Here is a 17,687-nt window from a genome sequence, read left to right as displayed (position 1 = left end):
TCGGGACGGGACAAACCATGGAAACCGGTAAAACAGGCTGTGCATCGGGCAATGCGGGCACTAATGTCGCACGCATGAAAATACTTGTGATCGAAGACGATCTTGAAGCCGCCGCTTACATGACCAAGGCCTTCCGTGAGGCGGGGATCATGGCCGACCACGCCAGTGATGGCGAGGCGGGCCTGTTCATGGGCTGCGAAAATACCTATGACGTGATGATTATCGACCGGATGCTGCCGCGCCGCGATGGCTTGTCGGTGATTTCAGAATTACGCAAGCGCAGCATCAATACGCCGGTGCTGATCCTGTCTGCCCTTGGCCAGGTCGATGACCGGGTGACTGGCCTTCGCGCCGGTGGCGACGATTACCTGCCCAAGCCCTATGCCTTTTCCGAGCTTCTGGCCCGGATTGAAGTCCTGGGGCGACGCAAGGGGACGCCGGAACAGGACATGATTTACCGGGTCGGCGATCTGGAGCTTGACCGGCTTTCCCATGAAGTGCGCCGGGCGGGCAAGGAAATCCTGCTTCAGCCGCGTGAGTTCCGCCTGCTGGAATATCTGATGAAGAATGCCGGGCAGGTGGTGACACGCACCATGCTGCTGGAACATGTCTGGGACTATCATTTCGATCCGCAGACCAATGTCATCGACGTGCATGTGTCGCGGCTGCGCTCCAAGATCGAAAAGGATTTCGACCGGCCGCTGCTGAAGACAGTGCGCGGTGCCGGCTATATGATCAAAGACGAAAGCTGACGAACCCTGATGTCGCGTGCCGGATTTCTGTTCAAGTCTACCGCCGTCAGGCTTTCGGCGCTTTACATCATTCTGTTCGCGCTTTGCGCCGCCCTTCTGGTGATCTATGTCACGGCGCTTTCGGAACGGCTGCTCAATCAGCAGACGCGAGAGAGCCTGCAACAGGAAGTGACCGAAATCGAGCGCGCTTATGAAAAAGGTGGCGTCGAAAATCTGCTGCGGCTGATGGAGCGGCGCATGCGTCAGCCCGGTGCCAATCTCTATGTCATTGCCGGGCCAAACGGCGAATTTCTGGCGGGCAATGTCAGCTCCGTCGAGCCGGGCGTACTGGACCGCGAGGGCTGGACGAATTTTCCCTTCGCTTATAACCGCTATGCCGAAACAAGGCCTGCCCGCCCGCATCTGGCGATTGCCAATGTGCTGGCGCTGGACAATGGGCTGCGCATTCTGGTCGGGCGGGATCTGGGTGAGCCGACCAAATTCCGCATTCTGGTGCGCAAGGCGCTGATGGTGGCGCTGGCGATCATGGGGGCAGGGGCTTTGGTGATCTGGTTTGCCATCGGTCGCAATGCCCTAAAGCGCATCGACCGGGTGTCTGCGGCGAGCAAGAAGATCATGGCGGGGGATCTTGGCCAGCGTCTGCCGGTCTCCGGTTCCGGCGATGAATTTGACCGGCTGTCGCGCTCGCTGAACGATATGCTGGAGCGGATTGAAAAGCTCAACGAGGGCCTTCGCCAAGTCTCCGACAATATAGCGCATGATCTGAAGACGCCGCTGACCCGGCTGCGCAACAAGGCCGCCGATGCGCTGGCCGAGGATGATGACCTGCTGCGCCGTCAGGCGCTAGAAGGGATTATCGGCGAATCGGATCAGTTGATCCGCACGTTCAACGCGCTGTTGATGATTTCTCGCGTAGAGGCAGGCTCGATTGCCGCCGAGCTTTCCGACCTCGATGCCTCCACCATTGCTGCTGATACCGCTGAGCTTTACGAGCCGGTGGCCGAGGAGGCGGGCTATGTGCTGGCAAGCGCTATTGTCCCCGGCATCACTGTGCGGGGCAATCGCGAACTGATCGGTCAGGCGATTTTCAATCTGCTCGACAATGCCATCAAATATGCGGGTGAAGGCGGCAGCGAAATCCGCGTCGAACTGGTGACGGCAGCGAACGGCGAGGCCCGCCTCAGCGTCTGCGACCATGGCCCCGGCATCGCGGCGGAGCGCCGGGAAGATGTCGTCAAGCGTTTCGTGCGGCTGGATGAAAGCCGCAGTAAACCGGGCACCGGTCTTGGCCTGTCGCTGGTCGAGGCGGTGATGGCGCTGCATGGCGGCAGACTGGAGCTGAGCGATACCGATACGGCCAATTCCGAGTGTCCCGGACTGACGGCCACCATGGTCTTTCCGCGTGTAACCGCATAAACTTCTCCCAACCCGCTATGGCCGCTTTGTAAAAGGCAGGACCGACATAAACAGGCGGGATGGAGGATGTGCATGCCCAAGGATCAGCCCGTTTCGCCGGAAACCGTCTTTCTGCGCGATGTCGCCGAAGATGTCGTCAAACCGCTGAACAAGGTCGAGACCAAGGCTATCCTTGCTGTGCTGAAGGAGCTTGGCAGGGACACGCCTGAGATCGCAGCCTTGCTTTCGGATGAGACGCCGCTCAAATCCTTCATTATCGCTGCCTTGACGCTGTCTCCCTATCTGCGTGAGACGGCGGCGCTGCGTCCTGATTTGCTTCTGCGCGCGCTGCATACCCCTTTGGAGGAGAGCCTGAATGGGTTGGTGGAGCATGCGCGCCATGCCTGGCGACCGGAGCAGGGAGGAGTGCCGCCGACCGAGGCCATGGTGATGACCAGGTTGCGTCAGGCCAAGCGGGGCCTGTCCTTTTTGCTGGCACTGGCCGATCTGGGCCGATTGTTTCATCCCCGCCAGACGACGCTATGGCTGTCGCGAATGGCGGATGCGGCAATCGCCTGCGCCATCGACCATCTTTTGCTGGCGGGCCATGAGGCGGGCAAGTTGCGGCTTATCGACCGCGACGCGCCATCGAAACACAGCGGCCTGATCGTGCTGGGCATGGGCAAGCTTGGCGCGTTTGAGCTGAACTATTCGTCGGACATTGATCTCGTGGTGTTTTTCGAGCCGGATGCGGCAATCCTGGTTGCGCCCGAGGAAGCAACCGAAACCTATGGCCGGATGATGCGCCGGTTGATCCGCATTCTGCAGGAGCGCACCGGTGATGGCTATGTGTTCCGCACCGATTTGAGGCTAAGGCCCGATCCGGGGGCCACACCGCTTGCCATGCCGGTTGAGGCAGCGCTGATTTATTATGAGGGACGTGGGCAAAACTGGGAGCGGGCCGCCTTTATCAAGGCCCGGGCGCTGGCAGGGGATCTTGCCGCAGGTCAGGCCTTTCTCAAGGAATTGGCACCTTTCGTGTTTCGAAAATATCTCGATTATGCGGCGATTGCCGATATTCACTCGATCAAGCGGCAGATCCATAGCCACCGGGGCCACGGTGCGATTGCGGTCAAGGGCCACAATATCAAGCTTGGGCGCGGCGGCATTCGCGAGATCGAATTTTTCGCCCAGACCCAGCAATTGATCGCTGGCGGACGGATGCCGGATCTGCGGGTGCGCGGCACCGAGGCAGCACTGGCGGCGTTGGAACAGGCCCGCTGGATCGATGCGACCACCCGCGATGAACTGACGGAGGCCTATTGGTTCCTGCGGGATATCGAGCACCGCATCCAGATGGTGCATGACGAGCAGAGCCATACGCTGCCGACCACCGAGACTGAGTTGAAGCGGATCGCGCTGATGTGCGGTTTCGACACACCGGCGGGCTTTTCGCAGGCCCTGGAAAAACGGCTGCGGCTGGTGGAGCGGCGTTACGGTCAGTTGTTTGAACAGGAAGATGATCTTTCTATCGGCGGCAATCTGGTGTTTACCGGTCAGAAGGATGATCCCGATACGCTGAAGACCCTGGAAAAGCTCGGTTTTCAGCGACCTGAAGACATTTCGCGAGTGATCCGCACCTGGCATTACGGACGCTACCGCGCCACGCAATCGGTGGAGGCCCGCGAACGGTTGACGGAGCTGACCCCGCGTCTCCTCAAGGCATTTGGCGAAAGCCGCCGCGCCGATGAGGCGCTGTTGCGGTTCGATGCGTTTCTGTCGGGCCTTCCCGCCGGTATCCAGCTGTTTTCTCTGCTTGGCAACAACCCGGCACTGCTGGAACTGATCGTTACCATCATGGCCGCCGCGCCCCGGCTTGCCGCCACCATTGCCAGCCGCCCGCATGTTTTTGATGGCATGCTCGACCCCGGTCTGATGGCCGATCTGCCGACGCGCGATTATCTCGCCATGCGGCTCGATGCTTTTATTGGCGGTGTTTCGAATTACGAGGAATTGCTGGACCGCCTGCGGATCTTTGCCGCCGAACAGCGTTTCCTGATTGGCATTCGCCTGATGACCGGGGCGATTTCTGGAACGGTGGCAGGTCATGCCTTTACCGATCTCGCCGATCTGGTGATCGAGCAGGCCTTCGACGCCGTGCGCCGTGAAGTGGAACGGGTGCATGGCCGGATCGCTGGCGGGCAACTGGCACTGGTCGGCATGGGCAAGCTTGGCTCGCGGGAACTGACGGCAGGTTCCGACGTCGATCTGATCCTGCTTTATGAGTATGATGATGACGCTGGAGCCAGTGCCGGGGAGAGCGATGGAGCAAAGCCGCTCGATGCCGTGCGCTATTATACCCGTCTGACCCAGCGGTTGATTGCAGCCTTGTCCGCACCGACTGCAGAAGGCGTGCTCTATGAGGTAGACATGCGGCTTCGCCCTTCCGGCAACAAGGGGCCGGTGGCAACCCGGCTGAGAGCTTTCGAGCGCTATCAGCGTGAGGAGGCCTGGACCTGGGAGCATATGGCACTGACCCGCGCCCGGCTGATCACCGGCGATGGCCCGCTGGTTGCCAAGGCGCAAACCATCATTGTCGATATCCTGGCGCAGACCCGCGACCGCGCCGCGATTGCAGCCGATGTTAGTGAGATGCGCAGCCTGATCGACACCGAAAAGCCGCCTAAGGACGGATGGGACCTTAAACTGATACCCGGCGGATTGGTCGACCTGGAATTTCTCGCTCAATATCTGGCCCTGATAGAACCGGTTCATGGAGTGAAGGCACAGGACGGGCCGGGATTTTCGCAGGCGGATATCACCACCGCCCAGCGTTTGAAGCAGGGTGGTGAGCGGGCGATGGATGCGGGTGATCTCGATCTCTGCGTTGCAGCCCTCACGCTCTACACGGAACTGTCGCAGGCAATCAGGGCCTGTGTCGAGGGAGGATTCAGGCCGCAGGATGCGCCAGCGGGCCTGATCGATGTCGTCCTGCGGGTTGCCGATTGCCCGGACCTGAAAGTGCTGGAGGCCGAGTTGAAACGACTGTCCAAGGCGGTTCGGCGGATTTTTCAGACGGTTGTCAGCACCCGGCCCTGAGCGGCGGATTTGCGGCAGGGGGGAAGTGGTGAGGGGCTATCCGGCACGTTGATCGAGACGACCGTCCCCTTGCCCTCGCGTGAGCGAATCCGCAGGCTGCCGCCATGCAGCATGATCAGCGAGCGGGAAATCGCCAGACCCAGGCCCGATCCGCCCTTGCTCTTGGCATATTGGCTCTGCACCTGCTCGAAGGGCTGGCCGATCTTGCTGATGGCCTGTTTGGGAATGCCGATGCCGGTATCCGACACCAGAAGCCGCACGGCACCATCGATCTTGTGGGCGCGCACGGAAATCCGTCCGCCTTCATTGGTGAATTTCACTGCGTTCGACAGGATGTTGAGCAGGATCTGCTTCAGGGCGCGCCGGTCGGCGGTCATGGCCAGGCCCGACGCGATGCGTTGCTCAATGGCGATATTCTTGTCCTTGGCGGAAATCGTCGTCAGTCGCAGGGTCTCATCAATCAGCGAGGCGAAATCGACATTTTCGCATCTCAGCAGCATATGGCCTGCCTCAATCTTCGACATGTCGAGAATGTCGTTGATGACGTTGAGAAGGTGCTTGCCGCTATCGTGGATATCGCGCGCATATTCGCCGTATTTCGGCGAGCCGATCGGCCCGAACATGCCGGTGGAGAGGATTTCGGAAAAGCCGAGGATGGCGTTGAGCGGCGTGCGCAACTCATGCGACATATTCGCGAGGAACTCCGACTTGGCCTTGTTGGCGGCTTCGGCGCGTTGTTTTTCGGCCAGATATTTCTCGTTGGCTTCCGACAGTTCCGCCTTTTGCCGTTCCAGCTTTTTCTGCGACGAAGACAGGTCGCCAATGGTCGCCATCAGCCGGCGCTCTTGCTCGCGTAGCCGCTCCTGATGGCGCTTCAGCAGAGTAATATCGGTACCGACAGAGACCAGGCCACCATCGCGGGTGCGCCGCTCGTTGATTTGCAGCCAACGCTCGTCGGCCAGTTGTAGCTCGGTAGTCCGCGAGCTTCCCTTGGCTGAGGGATCGGCAATGCGCCGTTGAATGATGGGTCGGGCAGCCGCCGCATCGACCACGGCGCGCTCGACGCCTGGCACCAGCACGCTATCGGGCAGGCCGTAGACATGCTGGAAATGGGCATTGCACATCACCAGCCGGTCGTTTTTGTCCCAGAGCACGAAGGCTTCCGAGGTGCATTCGATGGCATCGGCCAGCCGCTGGTCGGCCTCGGCATAGCGCTGTGCCAGCCGGTGCTGCTCCGTCACGTCCATCGCGATGCCGATCACATGCGGGCTGCCGGAACTGGTGCGGATCACCTGGGCGCGGGCGCGCAGCCAGACATAATGGCCATTGGCGTGACGCATGCGAAACACCTGGTCGATATGGCGGTCGCCATCCCGGCCAATGGTGCGGGCCAGCGCATAAAGATTGCCGTCATCGGGGTGCATCAGCCGGGCAGCGTCGGCAAAGCCGAGCGGTTCGTTGGACGGCGGTAGGCCGAGAATGTCAAACATCGAGCGCGACCAGACCAGTTTTCGGCTGGCGAGGTCGAAATCCCACAATCCGCAGCGACCGCGAGACAGGGCGGTTTCGACCCGGCGGTTGGAATCGACAAACACGTCAGAGGTTTCCCGCGCCCGTTTTGCCTGGGCGAAATAGGCATAGAGAATGCCCATCAGGATCAGCGAGATGGCGGAAAACAGTGTGACGTTGAGGGCGAGTTCCGCCCGCCAGTAATCGGCGGCGGATTTCAGCGAATGGGCGGCCAATACCAGGGCGCCGTCCGTGCCGGTTGGGGTCAGCACGGCGATATGGCGAAAGCCGTTGATGTCGGTTTCTACCGCGCCCGTCTGGTCTCCGAAATTACGGAGCACCGCGACTTGCGGAAACAGCGCCATGATCTGCATGCCGACAAAACTGCTGCCATTGCCGGAACTGGCGACCACCCTGCCTTCAGGGTCGAGCAAGAGAACGAAGCTTTCGTCATCGAGAAGATTGGGTGGCAAGAAGCGCTTGATCAGCGCTTCTGCCTTATCCCTGCCAAGTTCTGCCGGAAGCTCGGGGCCGGATGATAAGGCGGCCGCCGCCGCAGAGGCCATCATCGCGGTGGAATGACGGATGGCGCTTTCCATTCGCGCATATTCCGAGACAAGCCCCATGCCGCGTGCCATGGCGATGACGATCAGAAAAGCAACCACCAGAATAGGAATGACTTGGCGAAGAGCCGCATCAGTATTGGAAATCGAAAGGCTTCGGACGACGTATGCAACGCCTCCGTGGTTCTTGACCGCATCCAGAAATGACAGATATCCGGGAAATTCCGGTCGCAACCGATCATCGGCTGCGGTCGCCCGCTGCACGTTTGCCATTGTCCCTGCCTTGATCCCTCGTCCTGATTCGGCGCGCCGCTCGCTCCAAATCTAACCTAATGAATCATCAGGGATTCTTCCTGTCCAGTCGAAAAAACTAACCGCTTGTTAACCTCTTGCGAAGAATCAGCTTTTCATGATCGCGTGACTGTTGCAGCCGCACATATCAGGCCTCGAATCAGGCCTGCGCTGTCAGCACATGAGCATTCACTCCAGGCTTGCGCAGAAAAAAGGGGCGGACGCATGTGCGACCGCCGCTTTGGGAAGACCAAACGCGGGAGGCATTCAGCCTTTCAGCATCCGCTCGACGATATCTCGGACATCGTTGGAAAGGCCGTTTGAGCTTTCGATAAGGGCAAGGGCCGCCTTGGCCTTGGCTGCACGAACGGGCTCAAGCTTTTGCCAGGTGCGCATCGAGGTCAGCAGGCGGGCAGCAAGCTGCGGATTGCGCTTGTCGATGGCCAGAATTTCCTCGGCAAGAAAGTCATAGGCCTTGCCATCGGCGCTGTGGAAGCCGGTCGGGTTGGAAAAGGCAAAGCTGCCGATCAGCGCGCGAACGCGGTTCGGATTGCTGGCGTTGAACAGCGGATTTTGCATGAGCGCTTCAATCCGTTCCAGCGCACCGTGTCCCGGAATGGTGGCCTGGATGGAAAACCACTTGTCCAGTACCAATGCGTTCTGGGCAAACCGGGTCTGGAAATTGGCCAGTGCAGCCTGCGCCTCTTCCGTATCGCCGAAGTGATAGGCGAGAACGCCGAGCGCATGCGACAGGTCGGTCATATTGTCGGCTTTGCCATAGGCCTCGGCGGCCTTGGCCGGCTCGCCTTTAGCCTGAACGAGATAGCCAAGCGCGGCATTTTTCAGCGCTCTTTTGCCTGCGGCAGTAGCATCCGGACTGTAGGGGGTCTCAGTCGCCATGTTATCGTAAAGGCGGGCAAATAGATCCGCGCCCTCAATGGCGATATCAGCCAGCACCGCCTGGCGTGCCTGATGGATGGCGTCCGGGTCGATGTCGCTGCCCAGTTCTCGGGCGATATCGGCTTCGCTCGGTAGCGCCAGCGCCTGGGCGCGGAAGGCAGGCTCAAGCGCATCGTTGGCGATGATGGCAAGCAGGCTTTGTTTCAGGGCATCGCTTGCCGCGATGGATGCTTTATCGGTTGCGCTCTTGTCTGTGCCGCTCTTGGTGGAGAGTTGGCGCGCGTTGTCGCATAGAACCGGCAAGGCGAGGTCGGTCAGCGCCTGCCAGCGAGAGAACAGGTCGCTATCGTGGCGGGCGATCAGCGCCAGATCCGCACTTGCCTGGCTGAAATGCAGGATGACGGGTGCCGAAAAGCCCCGGTTGAGCGACAGGACCGGACGTTCCTTCACGCCTGAAAATTGGAATACCTGCCGACGTTCGGTCAGATGCAGCACGTCGCCGCTGATTTCACCACCGTCCACAGTTGCTGTATCGAGTGGTGTGCCATCCGCCGCCAGAAGCCCGAAGCGCAGCGGTATATGCATCGGCTGCTTGTTTGGCTGGCCGGGTGTCGGCGGGATCACTTGTTCCAACTCGACAGTAAACAGGCTCGTGCCAGCATCGTAGTCGCAGGATACCGTCACATTCGGCGTACCGGCCTGGTTATACCAGAGAGAAAATTGGGTAAGATCGCGCCCGGACACTTGAGCAAAGCAGGCAACGAAATCCTCGACCGTTGCCGCATCGCCGTCGTGACGTTCGAAATAGAGATCCATCCCAGCCTTGAACAGGTCCGGCCCGAGGATGGTGGCGATCATGCCGGTGACTTCAGAGCCTTTTTCATAGACGGTGGTTGTGTAGAAGTTATTGATTTCCTTGTAGGTATTCGGGCGTACCGGATGCGCGAGCGGTCCGGAATCCTCCACAAACTGTTCGGCGCGCAAATGCCGGACTTCGGCGATGCGCTTGACGGCGCGTGAGCGCTGATCGGCGGAAAACTGGTGATCGCGATAGACTGTCAGCCCTTCCTTCAGGCAGAGTTGGAACCAGTCGCGGCAAGTGATGCGGTTGCCGGTCCAGTTATGGAAATATTCGTGGGCGATGATCGCTTCGATATTGGCATAGTCGGCATCGGTGGCGGTTTGCGGGTCGGCCAGCACATATTTGTCGTTGAAGACATTCAGGCCCTTGTTTTCCATGGCCCCCATGTTGAAATCCGACACGGCGACGATCATGAAAATATCCAGATCGTATTCGCGCCCGAACACATCTTCATCCCATTTCATCGAGCGCTTCAGCGCATCCATGGCATAGGCGGCGCGTGGTTCCTTACCGTGCTCCACATAGATTTTCAACGCGACCTCGCGGCCCGACACCGTGGTGAACGTGTCCTCGATCAGGCCGAGATCGCCTGCCACCAGTGCAAACAGGTAGCTGGGCTTGGGATGGGGATCAAACCATGCGGCAAAATGCTTGCCCTCGCCATAGCCCGCGCCACCCAGGAAATTACCATTCGACAACAGCAGCGGATTGGCTTGCTTGTCAGCGATGATATTGACGGTATAGACCGACAGCACGTCCGGTCGATCCGGGAAATAGGTGATGCGGCGGAAGCCCTCGGCCTCGCACTGGGTGCAATAGATGCCGTTCGAGCGGTAAAGCCCCATCAACTGGGTATTGGCCTCAGGATTGATCAGCGTGGTAATGGTGATCTCAAAGGGTTCGGCAGCAGGAAGGTCGCGGATCGTCAATGAGCGCGCGGTGGCGCTGTAGCGCTCCGGCTCCAGTTCGATCTGGTCGAACAGCACGCTGGAGAGAACCAGATCATCGCCGTCCAGCACCAGCGGTGCGGCGACATCGGCACCTTCACGACGATGGAAGATCAGGCGGGCCTCGACCTTTGTGTCTGTTGGATCAAGCTCGAAAGTCAGGTCCACTCGCTCCAGGACAAACTCGGTCGGGCGATAATCCGCCAGGCTGACAACCTGGCCCGTTTCTGTACGCATCAATATATCCTGATCGTCCTATTGCAAATCGACTATACGCAAGCGTTTCGATGGAACGGGCCAGCGCAATTCATGGGTATGATGACATCAATTTCTGAACGATTGCTAAAATCCGATCTATTATTGTCTATTCTTGATGGCACCAGATCATTTCCTTGTCTCACGAAAACAGAAAAATGAGCTATCTCATTGTTTTCAAAGATTTCCGTTTGCCAAAGCCGCATTGTACTTTTGTTGGAAATGCTCGAGAAATATCCTGGGCCGAGGTCTGGCTTTGGGTGTGCCGGCAGGTCTCAGCTGGAACCACCGGGGTATTGCCCTGGGTCACAGACCGATATCAAGCTTTGCGCGAATATCCTGATCCGCCTCGGTTTGTTGAATAATCACGCCGTACCAACCAAGACCGTCATAGTCTTCGTAACCAAGAGTTTTGGCAAAGGCGATGATGTTTCCGCTGTCATCATAGTAACTGCCTTTTTGGTTTGCTTGGCTATTGTGCAGCGGGAAATGGGTGTAGATCCGGCTCGGATGGGAGCTGGCAATCACCCTCATCGAACCATCGAGCAGCATGACCTGGGTCTTGTCGACGAGATGCGGCGGCAGATTGGCTTCTTTTTCGACAATGGCTTGACCCTGGGCCTGCCAGTCGAAATAGACGCCAAGCATTCCTAGCAGTTCGCCGTCCGAACGGCCTCCCGCCCGAATGCCGGTTGCATAGACCAGCGTGTCTCGGTTGTCATGCAGAGGGCTTTTTTTGACCTCGTCAACAATATAGTCGTCGCCGCTTTTCGTTTGACCGGCGGCCTTGACCCATGGTTCCTGGGCAAAATTCTTGTTTTGAAGATTGTTTCGGTAGCGCGGATTGGCAGAGGCGACGACACGGCCACTGGCATCCGTCATCACCAGGTCGAGATAGACCGTGTAGAACCGATTGATGACGCCCAGCCTTTCCGAGGCATGGTTGAAGTTTTCGATGTTTGGATTTTGCAACGCCGACCACAGGGCGGTGTCTGTCGCCCACCAACGGACATCGGCGGTGCGTTCGAACAGATTGCGGACGATGAACTGCACCAGCGTCAGGCAGAGATCGGTCAGCCGCACACCTTCCATTTCTTGAACCAAACCATCGGCCATGGCCCTGCCAAGCTTTATGCGGCTCAGGACATTGTCCTCGAACTGTTTGGCGATGTCGGCTGCACTTTGAGCCAGGCGCTGAACTTCATTGGCCACGACCGCGAAGCCCTTGCCCGTGTCACCGGCGCGCGCGGCTTCAATCAGGGCATTGATCGCCAGCAGGCGGATCTGCTTGACCACCAATGTATTGTTCATGCTGAATGTTTCGAGATCACCGCCAATGCTTTCGGTGATCAGCCGCATGGAGCGAGGCGTTGCGTTCACGACCCGGTTCTGGCGGAGGGGTGCTGGCGAATTTGACATGGCGATAAATCCTGAAGCCAGGGGCGCGATGACCCAAAGTGGGAAGAAAAATAATATATTGCTTTGCAACAAAGTAACGCATGACTTGGTTAAGTAATAATAAATTAAAATCTATTGTTTTTGGGTGCGATTTGTTGTCGAGGATAGATTAATGATTTTTGTCGATTTGAGTTAAGTGTATGATTTATAAATAATAATTGTGTAATTTTTATTTATGGTTGCGACAGTATTCTTGGTTGTCCAACAACAGTGCGCTTCGCATGTTTGCGAGGCGGTAATGTTCGTAAATGCTGACCTTGTTCTTGCGCGGTTGGTCCGAATCGGCAATGGTCGAGTTATCTGACGTGCTGGCTGATACCCCATGGCCGGTCGTCTCCCTGATGTCATGGCCCGCATATCAGCCGGCCTTGTGAGTCCAGCGTCATGAACAGTGAAGTATCGGCGGGTCCGATCAGAGGCCCGATCAGAGGCATTGTGTTCAAGGTCGCCTCTGTTACGGTCTTTGTTGCCATGCAGACAGCGATCAAACTGGCAGGTGATGACGTGCCTGCAGGACAGATCACTTTCTATCGCTCCGCCTTCGCGCTCATCCCCATCCTGGCCTATCTTGCCTGCCTGGGACAGATCAGGACCGGCTTGAGAACGGCTAATGTGTTTGGGCACGTGAAGCGCGGGTTGATCGGCATCGCCGCCATGGCTTGCGGCTTTTACGGCCTCGTGCATCTGCCGATGCCGGATGCTATTGCCATCGGTTATGCCATGCCGCTGATTGCCGTGGTGTTTGCTGCGGTTTTCCTGGGCGAGACCGTCAGGCTCTATCGCTGGTCGGCGGTTGCCATCGGCCTTGTCGGTGTGGTGATTATTTCCTGGCCGAAGCTGACCCTGTTGCAGGACGGGTTTTATGGTTCCGAGGTTGGCATGGGGACGCTTGCCGTGCTCGCCTCCGCTACGCTTGGAGCCGCAGCGATGTTGCAGGTCCGCCAACTCATTCGTGAAGAAAAAACGGCCACGATCGTGTTGTATTTCTCGATCATCGCGGCGCTGATATCGCTTGTCAGTCTGCCATTCGGATGGAACGATCTCTCCATCCGCCAGCTAGGTCTCCTGGCCTTTGCGGGGATCTGCGGCGGCCTCGCCCAGATTTTGCTGACGGAAAGCTACCGCCATGCCGATATTTCGACAATTGCGCCGTTCGAATACAGCTCCATCCTGTTTGGCTCGCTGATCGGTTATCTGCTGTTTGACGATCTTCCGAGCATTCACACCCTGGTTGGCACGCTGATCGTGGCGGGTGCGGGAATTTTCATCATCCTGCGCGAGCATCAATTGGGACTCGAGCGCCGTGCGGCGCGCAAGGCATCCACTCCTGGCGCCTGAGCCGCATTGGGTTAGAGATCGGTGATCTTGCTGGAGACGGCTTCCGTGCCCTGGAGCGGGATGGAGGAGGCCTGAAACTCGGTCTTGCCGGGCTGGTCAGGGACAGCGCTGCGCTGCCGCATCCGCCATGCTGCATAGCCTGCGTAGAGAAGAAAGCTGATGGCGAGGCTGAATAGCAGTCCGTTGGGACCGACGCCCTGCATGATTGCGCCCGTTATCAGCGGACCGGTGACGGTGCCGAAGCCGTAGAGAATCATGATGGCACTGGAAATCGTCACATATTCATCGGGATCGGCCATATCATTGGCATGAGCGACATTAAGTGAATAGACCGGATAAAGCACGGTGCCGACAAAGAAGCCGCAGATATAGAGCGCCAATGGCGAAATTCCCCCCAGCATGATCATCACCGCGCAGCAAAACACCCCGAACAAGCCAGCGCCAACCATAACGCGGCGGCGGTCCATGCGATCGGACAGCCGCCCGAGCGGCATCTGCGCGATGGCGCCTCCGGCCAGTACGGCTGCCAGAAAGGTAGCGCCTTCCGCCGTCGAAAGACCGACCCGTTGGCTGTAAACTGCGCCGAGACTGCTCCAGGTTCCCGATAGAGCGCCTGACAGCAGTGAACCGACAAACGCAATGGGCGAGCGGATATAGAGTTTCTTCAGGTCGAAACGTGCCTGGGCCAGTGGTGCCGGCGATTGGGCGGTGGAGAGAGCGGTTGGAAACAGAGCCGCGGAGAAAATCAATCCGCAGACGACGAACAGTGTCACCTGGCTTGGATCGCCAAGCGGCACGATATACTGACCGCCAATCGAGCCAACCAGGCAGGAAATCATATAGATGGAAAACAATCCGCCACGGTTTTCATTGTTGCTGCGCTCATTCAGCCAGCTTTCGATGATCAGGTAGCTGCCGGCAATGGCAAAGCCAGCAATGCCTCGGAACAAGGTCCAGGCCCGCCAGTCGACAACGATGGCGCAGAGTAGGACAGACATGGTCAGGAGAGTGATTAAGGCGGAAAAAACCCGGACATGTCCCACCTTCTGCACCAGGCGAGGCGTGACGACGCAGGATGTGGTGAAGCCAAATGTATAACCGGTAGCGATGATTGAAATGGTGAATGTCGACCACCCCTCGGCAATCGCCCGGATTGGCAGCATGTAATTCATCAGCCCGAATCCAGCCATCATCAGCAGGGTTGAGAGCATGAGGGCGCCGATGGAGGCGAGACTGGCAATCATGGCATGGTCCGAACAGGAATGGGGCTGCGACTGGGAAGCGACTCTAACTGGGACCCACTTACGGCGAAGATTATGCCGCAGATATGACAGGCAACAGCATGCTTTATAGAACAAGGCATCGAAGACGCTGACGCATCCTCGCCTTGTATGAATTTTGAATCCCTCAAACGCACCGGAGGCTTAAGATACGCAAAAGTGGAATACGAAGAGCCATTTTCAGTGGTTTTCCGTGTTACGCGTCGTGGAAAGGTCCTTGCTCTGAGTGCTGGGATACGTGCGATAGGGAGCCATAAAGGATGCTGTAGTGAAAAGATGCTCCAAAGTCGACTGTGACATGGTATAATATCGCCTCTCTACGACGGACATGCGCCGTTTGGATGAGGATGACGTAGTTTGGATAATGTTGGTTTTGTAAAAATGACACTATTTCAAGTGGCATGACCGTATCAATCATTTTTAGGTTAAGCATCTCCTTGTATTCCTGGCAATTGTGATGGGTCTCACAAGAATTGATTGGCAATAGGGCGGGTTTTGTTGTTATGATCAATAAAAAATTAATGATGTAGGTGGCGATGGCTCGCTGGGTGTAGGCTTTTGCTGCTTTCCTTATTCATGTATTGCTGAACTTGGGATTGTCCATGGCGCTTTCTGTTGCAACGCTTGCATCCTCCTGGCGCTTCGCCGAGGCGATAGCTGTCATGGCGGCACAGTTCGGCGATCAGTTCGATGAGACGCCACGATTGGCGCGTGCGCTTGTTTCGCACCAGCGCTGGATGATGACCCAAGCCGCCTTTGCGCTCTATGCGGATCACCTGGCGGGACGCAGTAGCGGTCCTGGAATGACGGCCAGCGGCTTGGTGGACTGGATTTGCCAGACCGAAATTGCCAGCCGCAATACGGTTCTGACCTATGTCGATCAACTATTATCCTATCGCTTCATCCGCCTTCACCCCGCCAGCGCCAAGCGCCCGCGCAGTTTTGAGGCAAGCGAGGCCAGCATTGACGCCATGCAGCGATGGCTTGGCGTTAATCTCGCCGTGCTCGATCATGTCGATGGTGGTGAGCGATTGCAGCACTTTCGGCAGCGTCCAGAATTGCTTTTCCTGGTTCAGCCGGAATTTGCGCGCCTGTGCCTTGATGATCGGCAATGGCGCGAGCCAGGTGAGCGTATCGGCCTGTTTCTTTGGACGGAAAGTGGTGCTCTGGTGATGGATAGGTTCATATCCCTCACACCCAATGCAGTCCTTGAGGATGATTTCTACGATTTGGGGACAATTGACATCCCGGCCATGGCAGAACGTTTCGTCATGTCACGCACTCATCTGCAAAGGGCTTTGAGAAAGGCCGAACAGCACGGCTGCATTCGCCGTAACGGATCGGGCCGGGCCAGCCACATCTGGCTGGCGGCAGACTTCTATCAGGAATATCGCGATTGGCTGGCGCGCAAATCAGCTATTCTCGATGCGGTCTTTGAAAAAGAGGTGATGCTGGCCGCAGGAGTGGAGCAAGCACATCCGCAAAACGAACCTATTGCGGCAGCGCGTTCGGTATCAAGCAGAGGATGCTGAACGAGACGCCGCAACCAAGGATGTTTCAGTCAAAATCCATTCCAGATGAAAACCGCCGTCCCGCTTTCAAGCGGGATCATTTTAAAATGGAATGGCTGCCTGCAGCACGGTGTCATCCCCGTCGGTGCGGGCGGAACGGCTGAAATCGCGCGATGCGCTGACCGCCGCGTGGATCTGTTGAATAGCCCGCATCGGGCGGATTGCGAGGCGTCTGGCCTTTGTCCCGTCGAAACTGTGGGTCATCGAATGTCTCTTTCCAATCGTATCCAGGCCGTAGAGGCCAATTGTTCGCAGGCGACATAGCCCATGCGGTAATAGCTATGCAGGCCCTTAAGCGAACGGATTTGCCCGCGCACTGTTTCGAACTTGCTATGGATTGGCCGTGTAATGCGTTTCCGGTTCATCGTCCTGGTTCCTGTAAAGGGTCCTCCCAAGACTTTGCGGCGATTGCCGACCATTCATGTCCGACAAACACCTGCAACAGTGGATATATTGCACTGCAATATAGAAAATTCAATGGCTCTAAAATGATGACTGCCATGCGGTTTGCGCATGGGTTCGTTGAGAAAGCGAACAACCGGCAATCGTCGCAAGCTGTGTGTCAAGCCAATCGCTGCCGGAAGGCGAGAAGATCTCGCCAGGCTAGTGCCTTGGTGGCCGGGGCTTGCAGCAATTCCTGCGGATGAAAGGTTGCCATGGCCGCAACGCCGTGACCGCCTGCGGCCACGTCACGCCACTCTCCGCGCATCGAATGGATTGTCGCCGTTCCACCGAAGAAGAACCGGGCGGTGAAATTGCCGAGCAGGAGAACGGCTTTCGGTTCAGCCAGTGCGATTTGTCTCTCTATGAAGGGTCGGCAGATGGCGGCTTCAGCCGGGGTCGGCATGCGGTCACCAGGGCCGCGCCAGGGAATGGCGGTGGTCAATAGCAGCGCGTCGCGACGAAGGCCAATGGCAGCAAGCATCCGGTCGAGAAGCGCGCCAGTCCGGCCGGAAAAGGCCAGACCTTCGCGATCGTCATCGGCTGACGGAATGGGGCCGATCACCATGATGCCTGCCTCAGCGAGGCCTTCTGCAAAGATGGTGGAGCGGGCACTGGTCTTCAGATTGCAGCTGGAAAATCCTTCCAAAGCCGCTTTCAACTCAGCCAGCGAACGAGCGCTCTCGGCGGCAAACCGGGCGTCGTTGATTGCCGTTTCATCGGGAATGGCAAGCGGTGTCGATGCAGCAGGCCGAGGCGCCGGGCGGTCGCGGTTGAGGGCAGGGCCATTCTGCGAACCGACAGGGGCGGTCGCCATCCGCTGATCTGAGGTCCGTTGGTCCCGGGCCTGAACTGGGGCCTGTTGTGGCGCACCCCTGGTCCGCGCCTGCCGTTCTGCTGCAAATTGTGCGATCCGGTCAACAGGCGCATCTTCCACAAGCCAATCGACCCCGGCTTCGGCGTGAAAAGCCAGAAGGGCGGCAAGTTCGGCGGCAGTCATGTCCTGAGCGGTAATCATTGGTCTGT

At 58.0% G+C, this 17,687-nt stretch carries 12 protein-coding genes; 5 read left to right on the top strand and 7 right to left on the bottom strand.

Translation table 11 applies throughout. From position 1 onward, the window contains the following. Nucleotides 1-17: 17 nt before the first annotated feature. The 3 genes from IEI95_RS21040 to IEI95_RS21030 all read left to right on the top strand — a co-directional run bounded on the left by IEI95_RS21040 (nt 18) and on the right by IEI95_RS21030 (nt 5,246). Nucleotides 18-752, top strand: coding sequence for a response regulator transcription factor (locus IEI95_RS21040; protein WP_420481804.1), 735 nt, complete (start codon nt 18-20; stop codon nt 750-752). Between the two features lie 9 nt (nt 753-761). After that, complete coding sequence (locus IEI95_RS21035) at nt 762-2,168, top strand: sensor histidine kinase (RefSeq protein WP_194416949.1); 1,407 nt, start codon at nt 762-764, stop codon at nt 2,166-2,168. A 66-nt stretch (nt 2,169-2,234) separates the two neighbouring features. After that, nucleotides 2,235-5,246 (top strand): bifunctional [glutamine synthetase] adenylyltransferase/[glutamine synthetase]-adenylyl-L-tyrosine phosphorylase, encoded by a 3,012-nt coding sequence (locus tag IEI95_RS21030; protein WP_420360307.1) that lies wholly within the window; start codon nt 2,235-2,237, stop codon nt 5,244-5,246. On the opposite strand, the gene IEI95_RS21025 is transcribed toward IEI95_RS21030, so the two are convergent. The 3 genes from IEI95_RS21025 to IEI95_RS21015 all read right to left on the bottom strand — a co-directional run bounded on the left by IEI95_RS21025 (nt 5,219) and on the right by IEI95_RS21015 (nt 11,992). Next, nucleotides 5,219-7,591, bottom strand: a complete 2,373-nt coding sequence (locus IEI95_RS21025) for a PAS domain-containing sensor histidine kinase (protein WP_071585332.1) — start codon at nt 7,589-7,591, stop codon at nt 5,219-5,221. The two genes, IEI95_RS21030 and IEI95_RS21025, sit on opposite strands and share 28 nt — an antisense overlap. Nucleotides 7,592-7,876: 285 nt before the next feature. Beyond that, nucleotides 7,877-10,555: an aminopeptidase N gene (gene pepN, locus IEI95_RS21020; RefSeq protein ID WP_156535180.1), complete on the bottom strand. Its 2,679-nt coding sequence runs from the start codon at nt 10,553-10,555 to the stop codon at nt 7,877-7,879. 324 nt (nt 10,556-10,879) lie between these two features. Continuing rightward, the gene (locus IEI95_RS21015) at nt 10,880-11,992 is read right to left on the bottom strand and encodes a methyl-accepting chemotaxis protein (RefSeq protein WP_156535182.1); all 1,113 of its coding nucleotides are present in this window, start codon (nt 11,990-11,992) and stop codon (nt 10,880-10,882) included. Between the two features lie 423 nt (nt 11,993-12,415). Between IEI95_RS21015 and IEI95_RS21010 the strand changes: the two genes are divergently transcribed. Further along, nucleotides 12,416-13,369: a DMT family transporter gene (locus IEI95_RS21010; RefSeq protein ID WP_194416948.1), complete on the top strand. Its 954-nt coding sequence runs from the start codon at nt 12,416-12,418 to the stop codon at nt 13,367-13,369. 11 nt (nt 13,370-13,380) lie between these two features. Here IEI95_RS21010 and IEI95_RS21005 read toward each other — a convergent pair whose 3' ends face one another. Beyond that, on the bottom strand, nt 13,381-14,613 hold the full coding sequence (locus IEI95_RS21005; RefSeq protein ID WP_156535186.1) for an MFS transporter: 1,233 nt from the start codon (nt 14,611-14,613) through the stop codon (nt 13,381-13,383). Between the two features lie 638 nt (nt 14,614-15,251). On the opposite strand from IEI95_RS21005, the gene IEI95_RS21000 reads away from it, so the two are divergent. After that, the gene (locus IEI95_RS21000) at nt 15,252-16,181 is read left to right on the top strand and encodes a hypothetical protein (RefSeq protein ID WP_156535188.1); all 930 of its coding nucleotides are present in this window, start codon (nt 15,252-15,254) and stop codon (nt 16,179-16,181) included. Between the two features lie 81 nt (nt 16,182-16,262). Here the strand turns inward: IEI95_RS21000 and IEI95_RS20995 are convergent, their stop codons facing one another. The 3 genes from IEI95_RS20995 to IEI95_RS20985 form a co-directional block, all read right to left on the bottom strand. After that, complete coding sequence (locus IEI95_RS20995) at nt 16,263-16,424, bottom strand: hypothetical protein (protein WP_156535190.1); 162 nt, start codon at nt 16,422-16,424, stop codon at nt 16,263-16,265. Then, a complete protein-coding gene (locus IEI95_RS20990; RefSeq protein ID WP_156535192.1) occupies nt 16,421-16,585 on the bottom strand; it encodes a hypothetical protein in 165 nt (54 codons plus the stop codon). The genes IEI95_RS20995 and IEI95_RS20990 overlap by 4 nt, the downstream gene beginning before the upstream one ends. A 197-nt stretch (nt 16,586-16,782) precedes the next feature. Further along, nucleotides 16,783-17,679, bottom strand: a complete 897-nt coding sequence (locus tag IEI95_RS20985; RefSeq protein ID WP_156535194.1) for a uracil-DNA glycosylase — start codon at nt 17,677-17,679, stop codon at nt 16,783-16,785. Nucleotides 17,680-17,687: the final 8 nt, after the last annotated feature.

The organism is Agrobacterium vitis (genome assembly GCF_014926405.1).
Taxonomy (GTDB): Bacteria; Pseudomonadota; Alphaproteobacteria; order Rhizobiales; family Rhizobiaceae; genus Allorhizobium; species Allorhizobium vitis_H.
This window is presented reverse-complemented; position numbering and strand designations above follow the sequence as displayed.

Coding starts and splice junctions, on each gene's coding strand:
- IEI95_RS21040 (WP_420481804.1), top strand. CDS start 18: ATGGAAACCGGTAAAACAGGCTGTGCATCGGGCAATGCGGGCACTAAT.
- IEI95_RS21035 (WP_194416949.1), top strand. CDS start 762: ATGTCGCGTGCCGGATTTCTGTTCAAGTCTACCGCCGTCAGGCTTTCG.
- IEI95_RS21030 (WP_420360307.1), top strand. CDS start 2,235: ATGTGCATGCCCAAGGATCAGCCCGTTTCGCCGGAAACCGTCTTTCTG.
- IEI95_RS21025 (WP_071585332.1), bottom strand. CDS start 7,591: ATGGCAAACGTGCAGCGGGCGACCGCAGCCGATGATCGGTTGCGACCG.
- pepN (WP_156535180.1), bottom strand. CDS start 10,555: ATGCGTACAGAAACGGGCCAGGTTGTCAGCCTGGCGGATTATCGCCCG.
- IEI95_RS21015 (WP_156535182.1), bottom strand. CDS start 11,992: ATGTCAAATTCGCCAGCACCCCTCCGCCAGAACCGGGTCGTGAACGCA.
- IEI95_RS21010 (WP_194416948.1), top strand. CDS start 12,416: ATGAACAGTGAAGTATCGGCGGGTCCGATCAGAGGCCCGATCAGAGGC.
- IEI95_RS21005 (WP_156535186.1), bottom strand. CDS start 14,613: ATGATTGCCAGTCTCGCCTCCATCGGCGCCCTCATGCTCTCAACCCTG.
- IEI95_RS21000 (WP_156535188.1), top strand. CDS start 15,252: ATGGCGCTTTCTGTTGCAACGCTTGCATCCTCCTGGCGCTTCGCCGAG.
- IEI95_RS20995 (WP_156535190.1), bottom strand. CDS start 16,424: ATGACCCACAGTTTCGACGGGACAAAGGCCAGACGCCTCGCAATCCGC.
- IEI95_RS20990 (WP_156535192.1), bottom strand. CDS start 16,585: ATGAACCGGAAACGCATTACACGGCCAATCCATAGCAAGTTCGAAACA.
- IEI95_RS20985 (WP_156535194.1), bottom strand. CDS start 17,679: ATGATTACCGCTCAGGACATGACTGCCGCCGAACTTGCCGCCCTTCTG.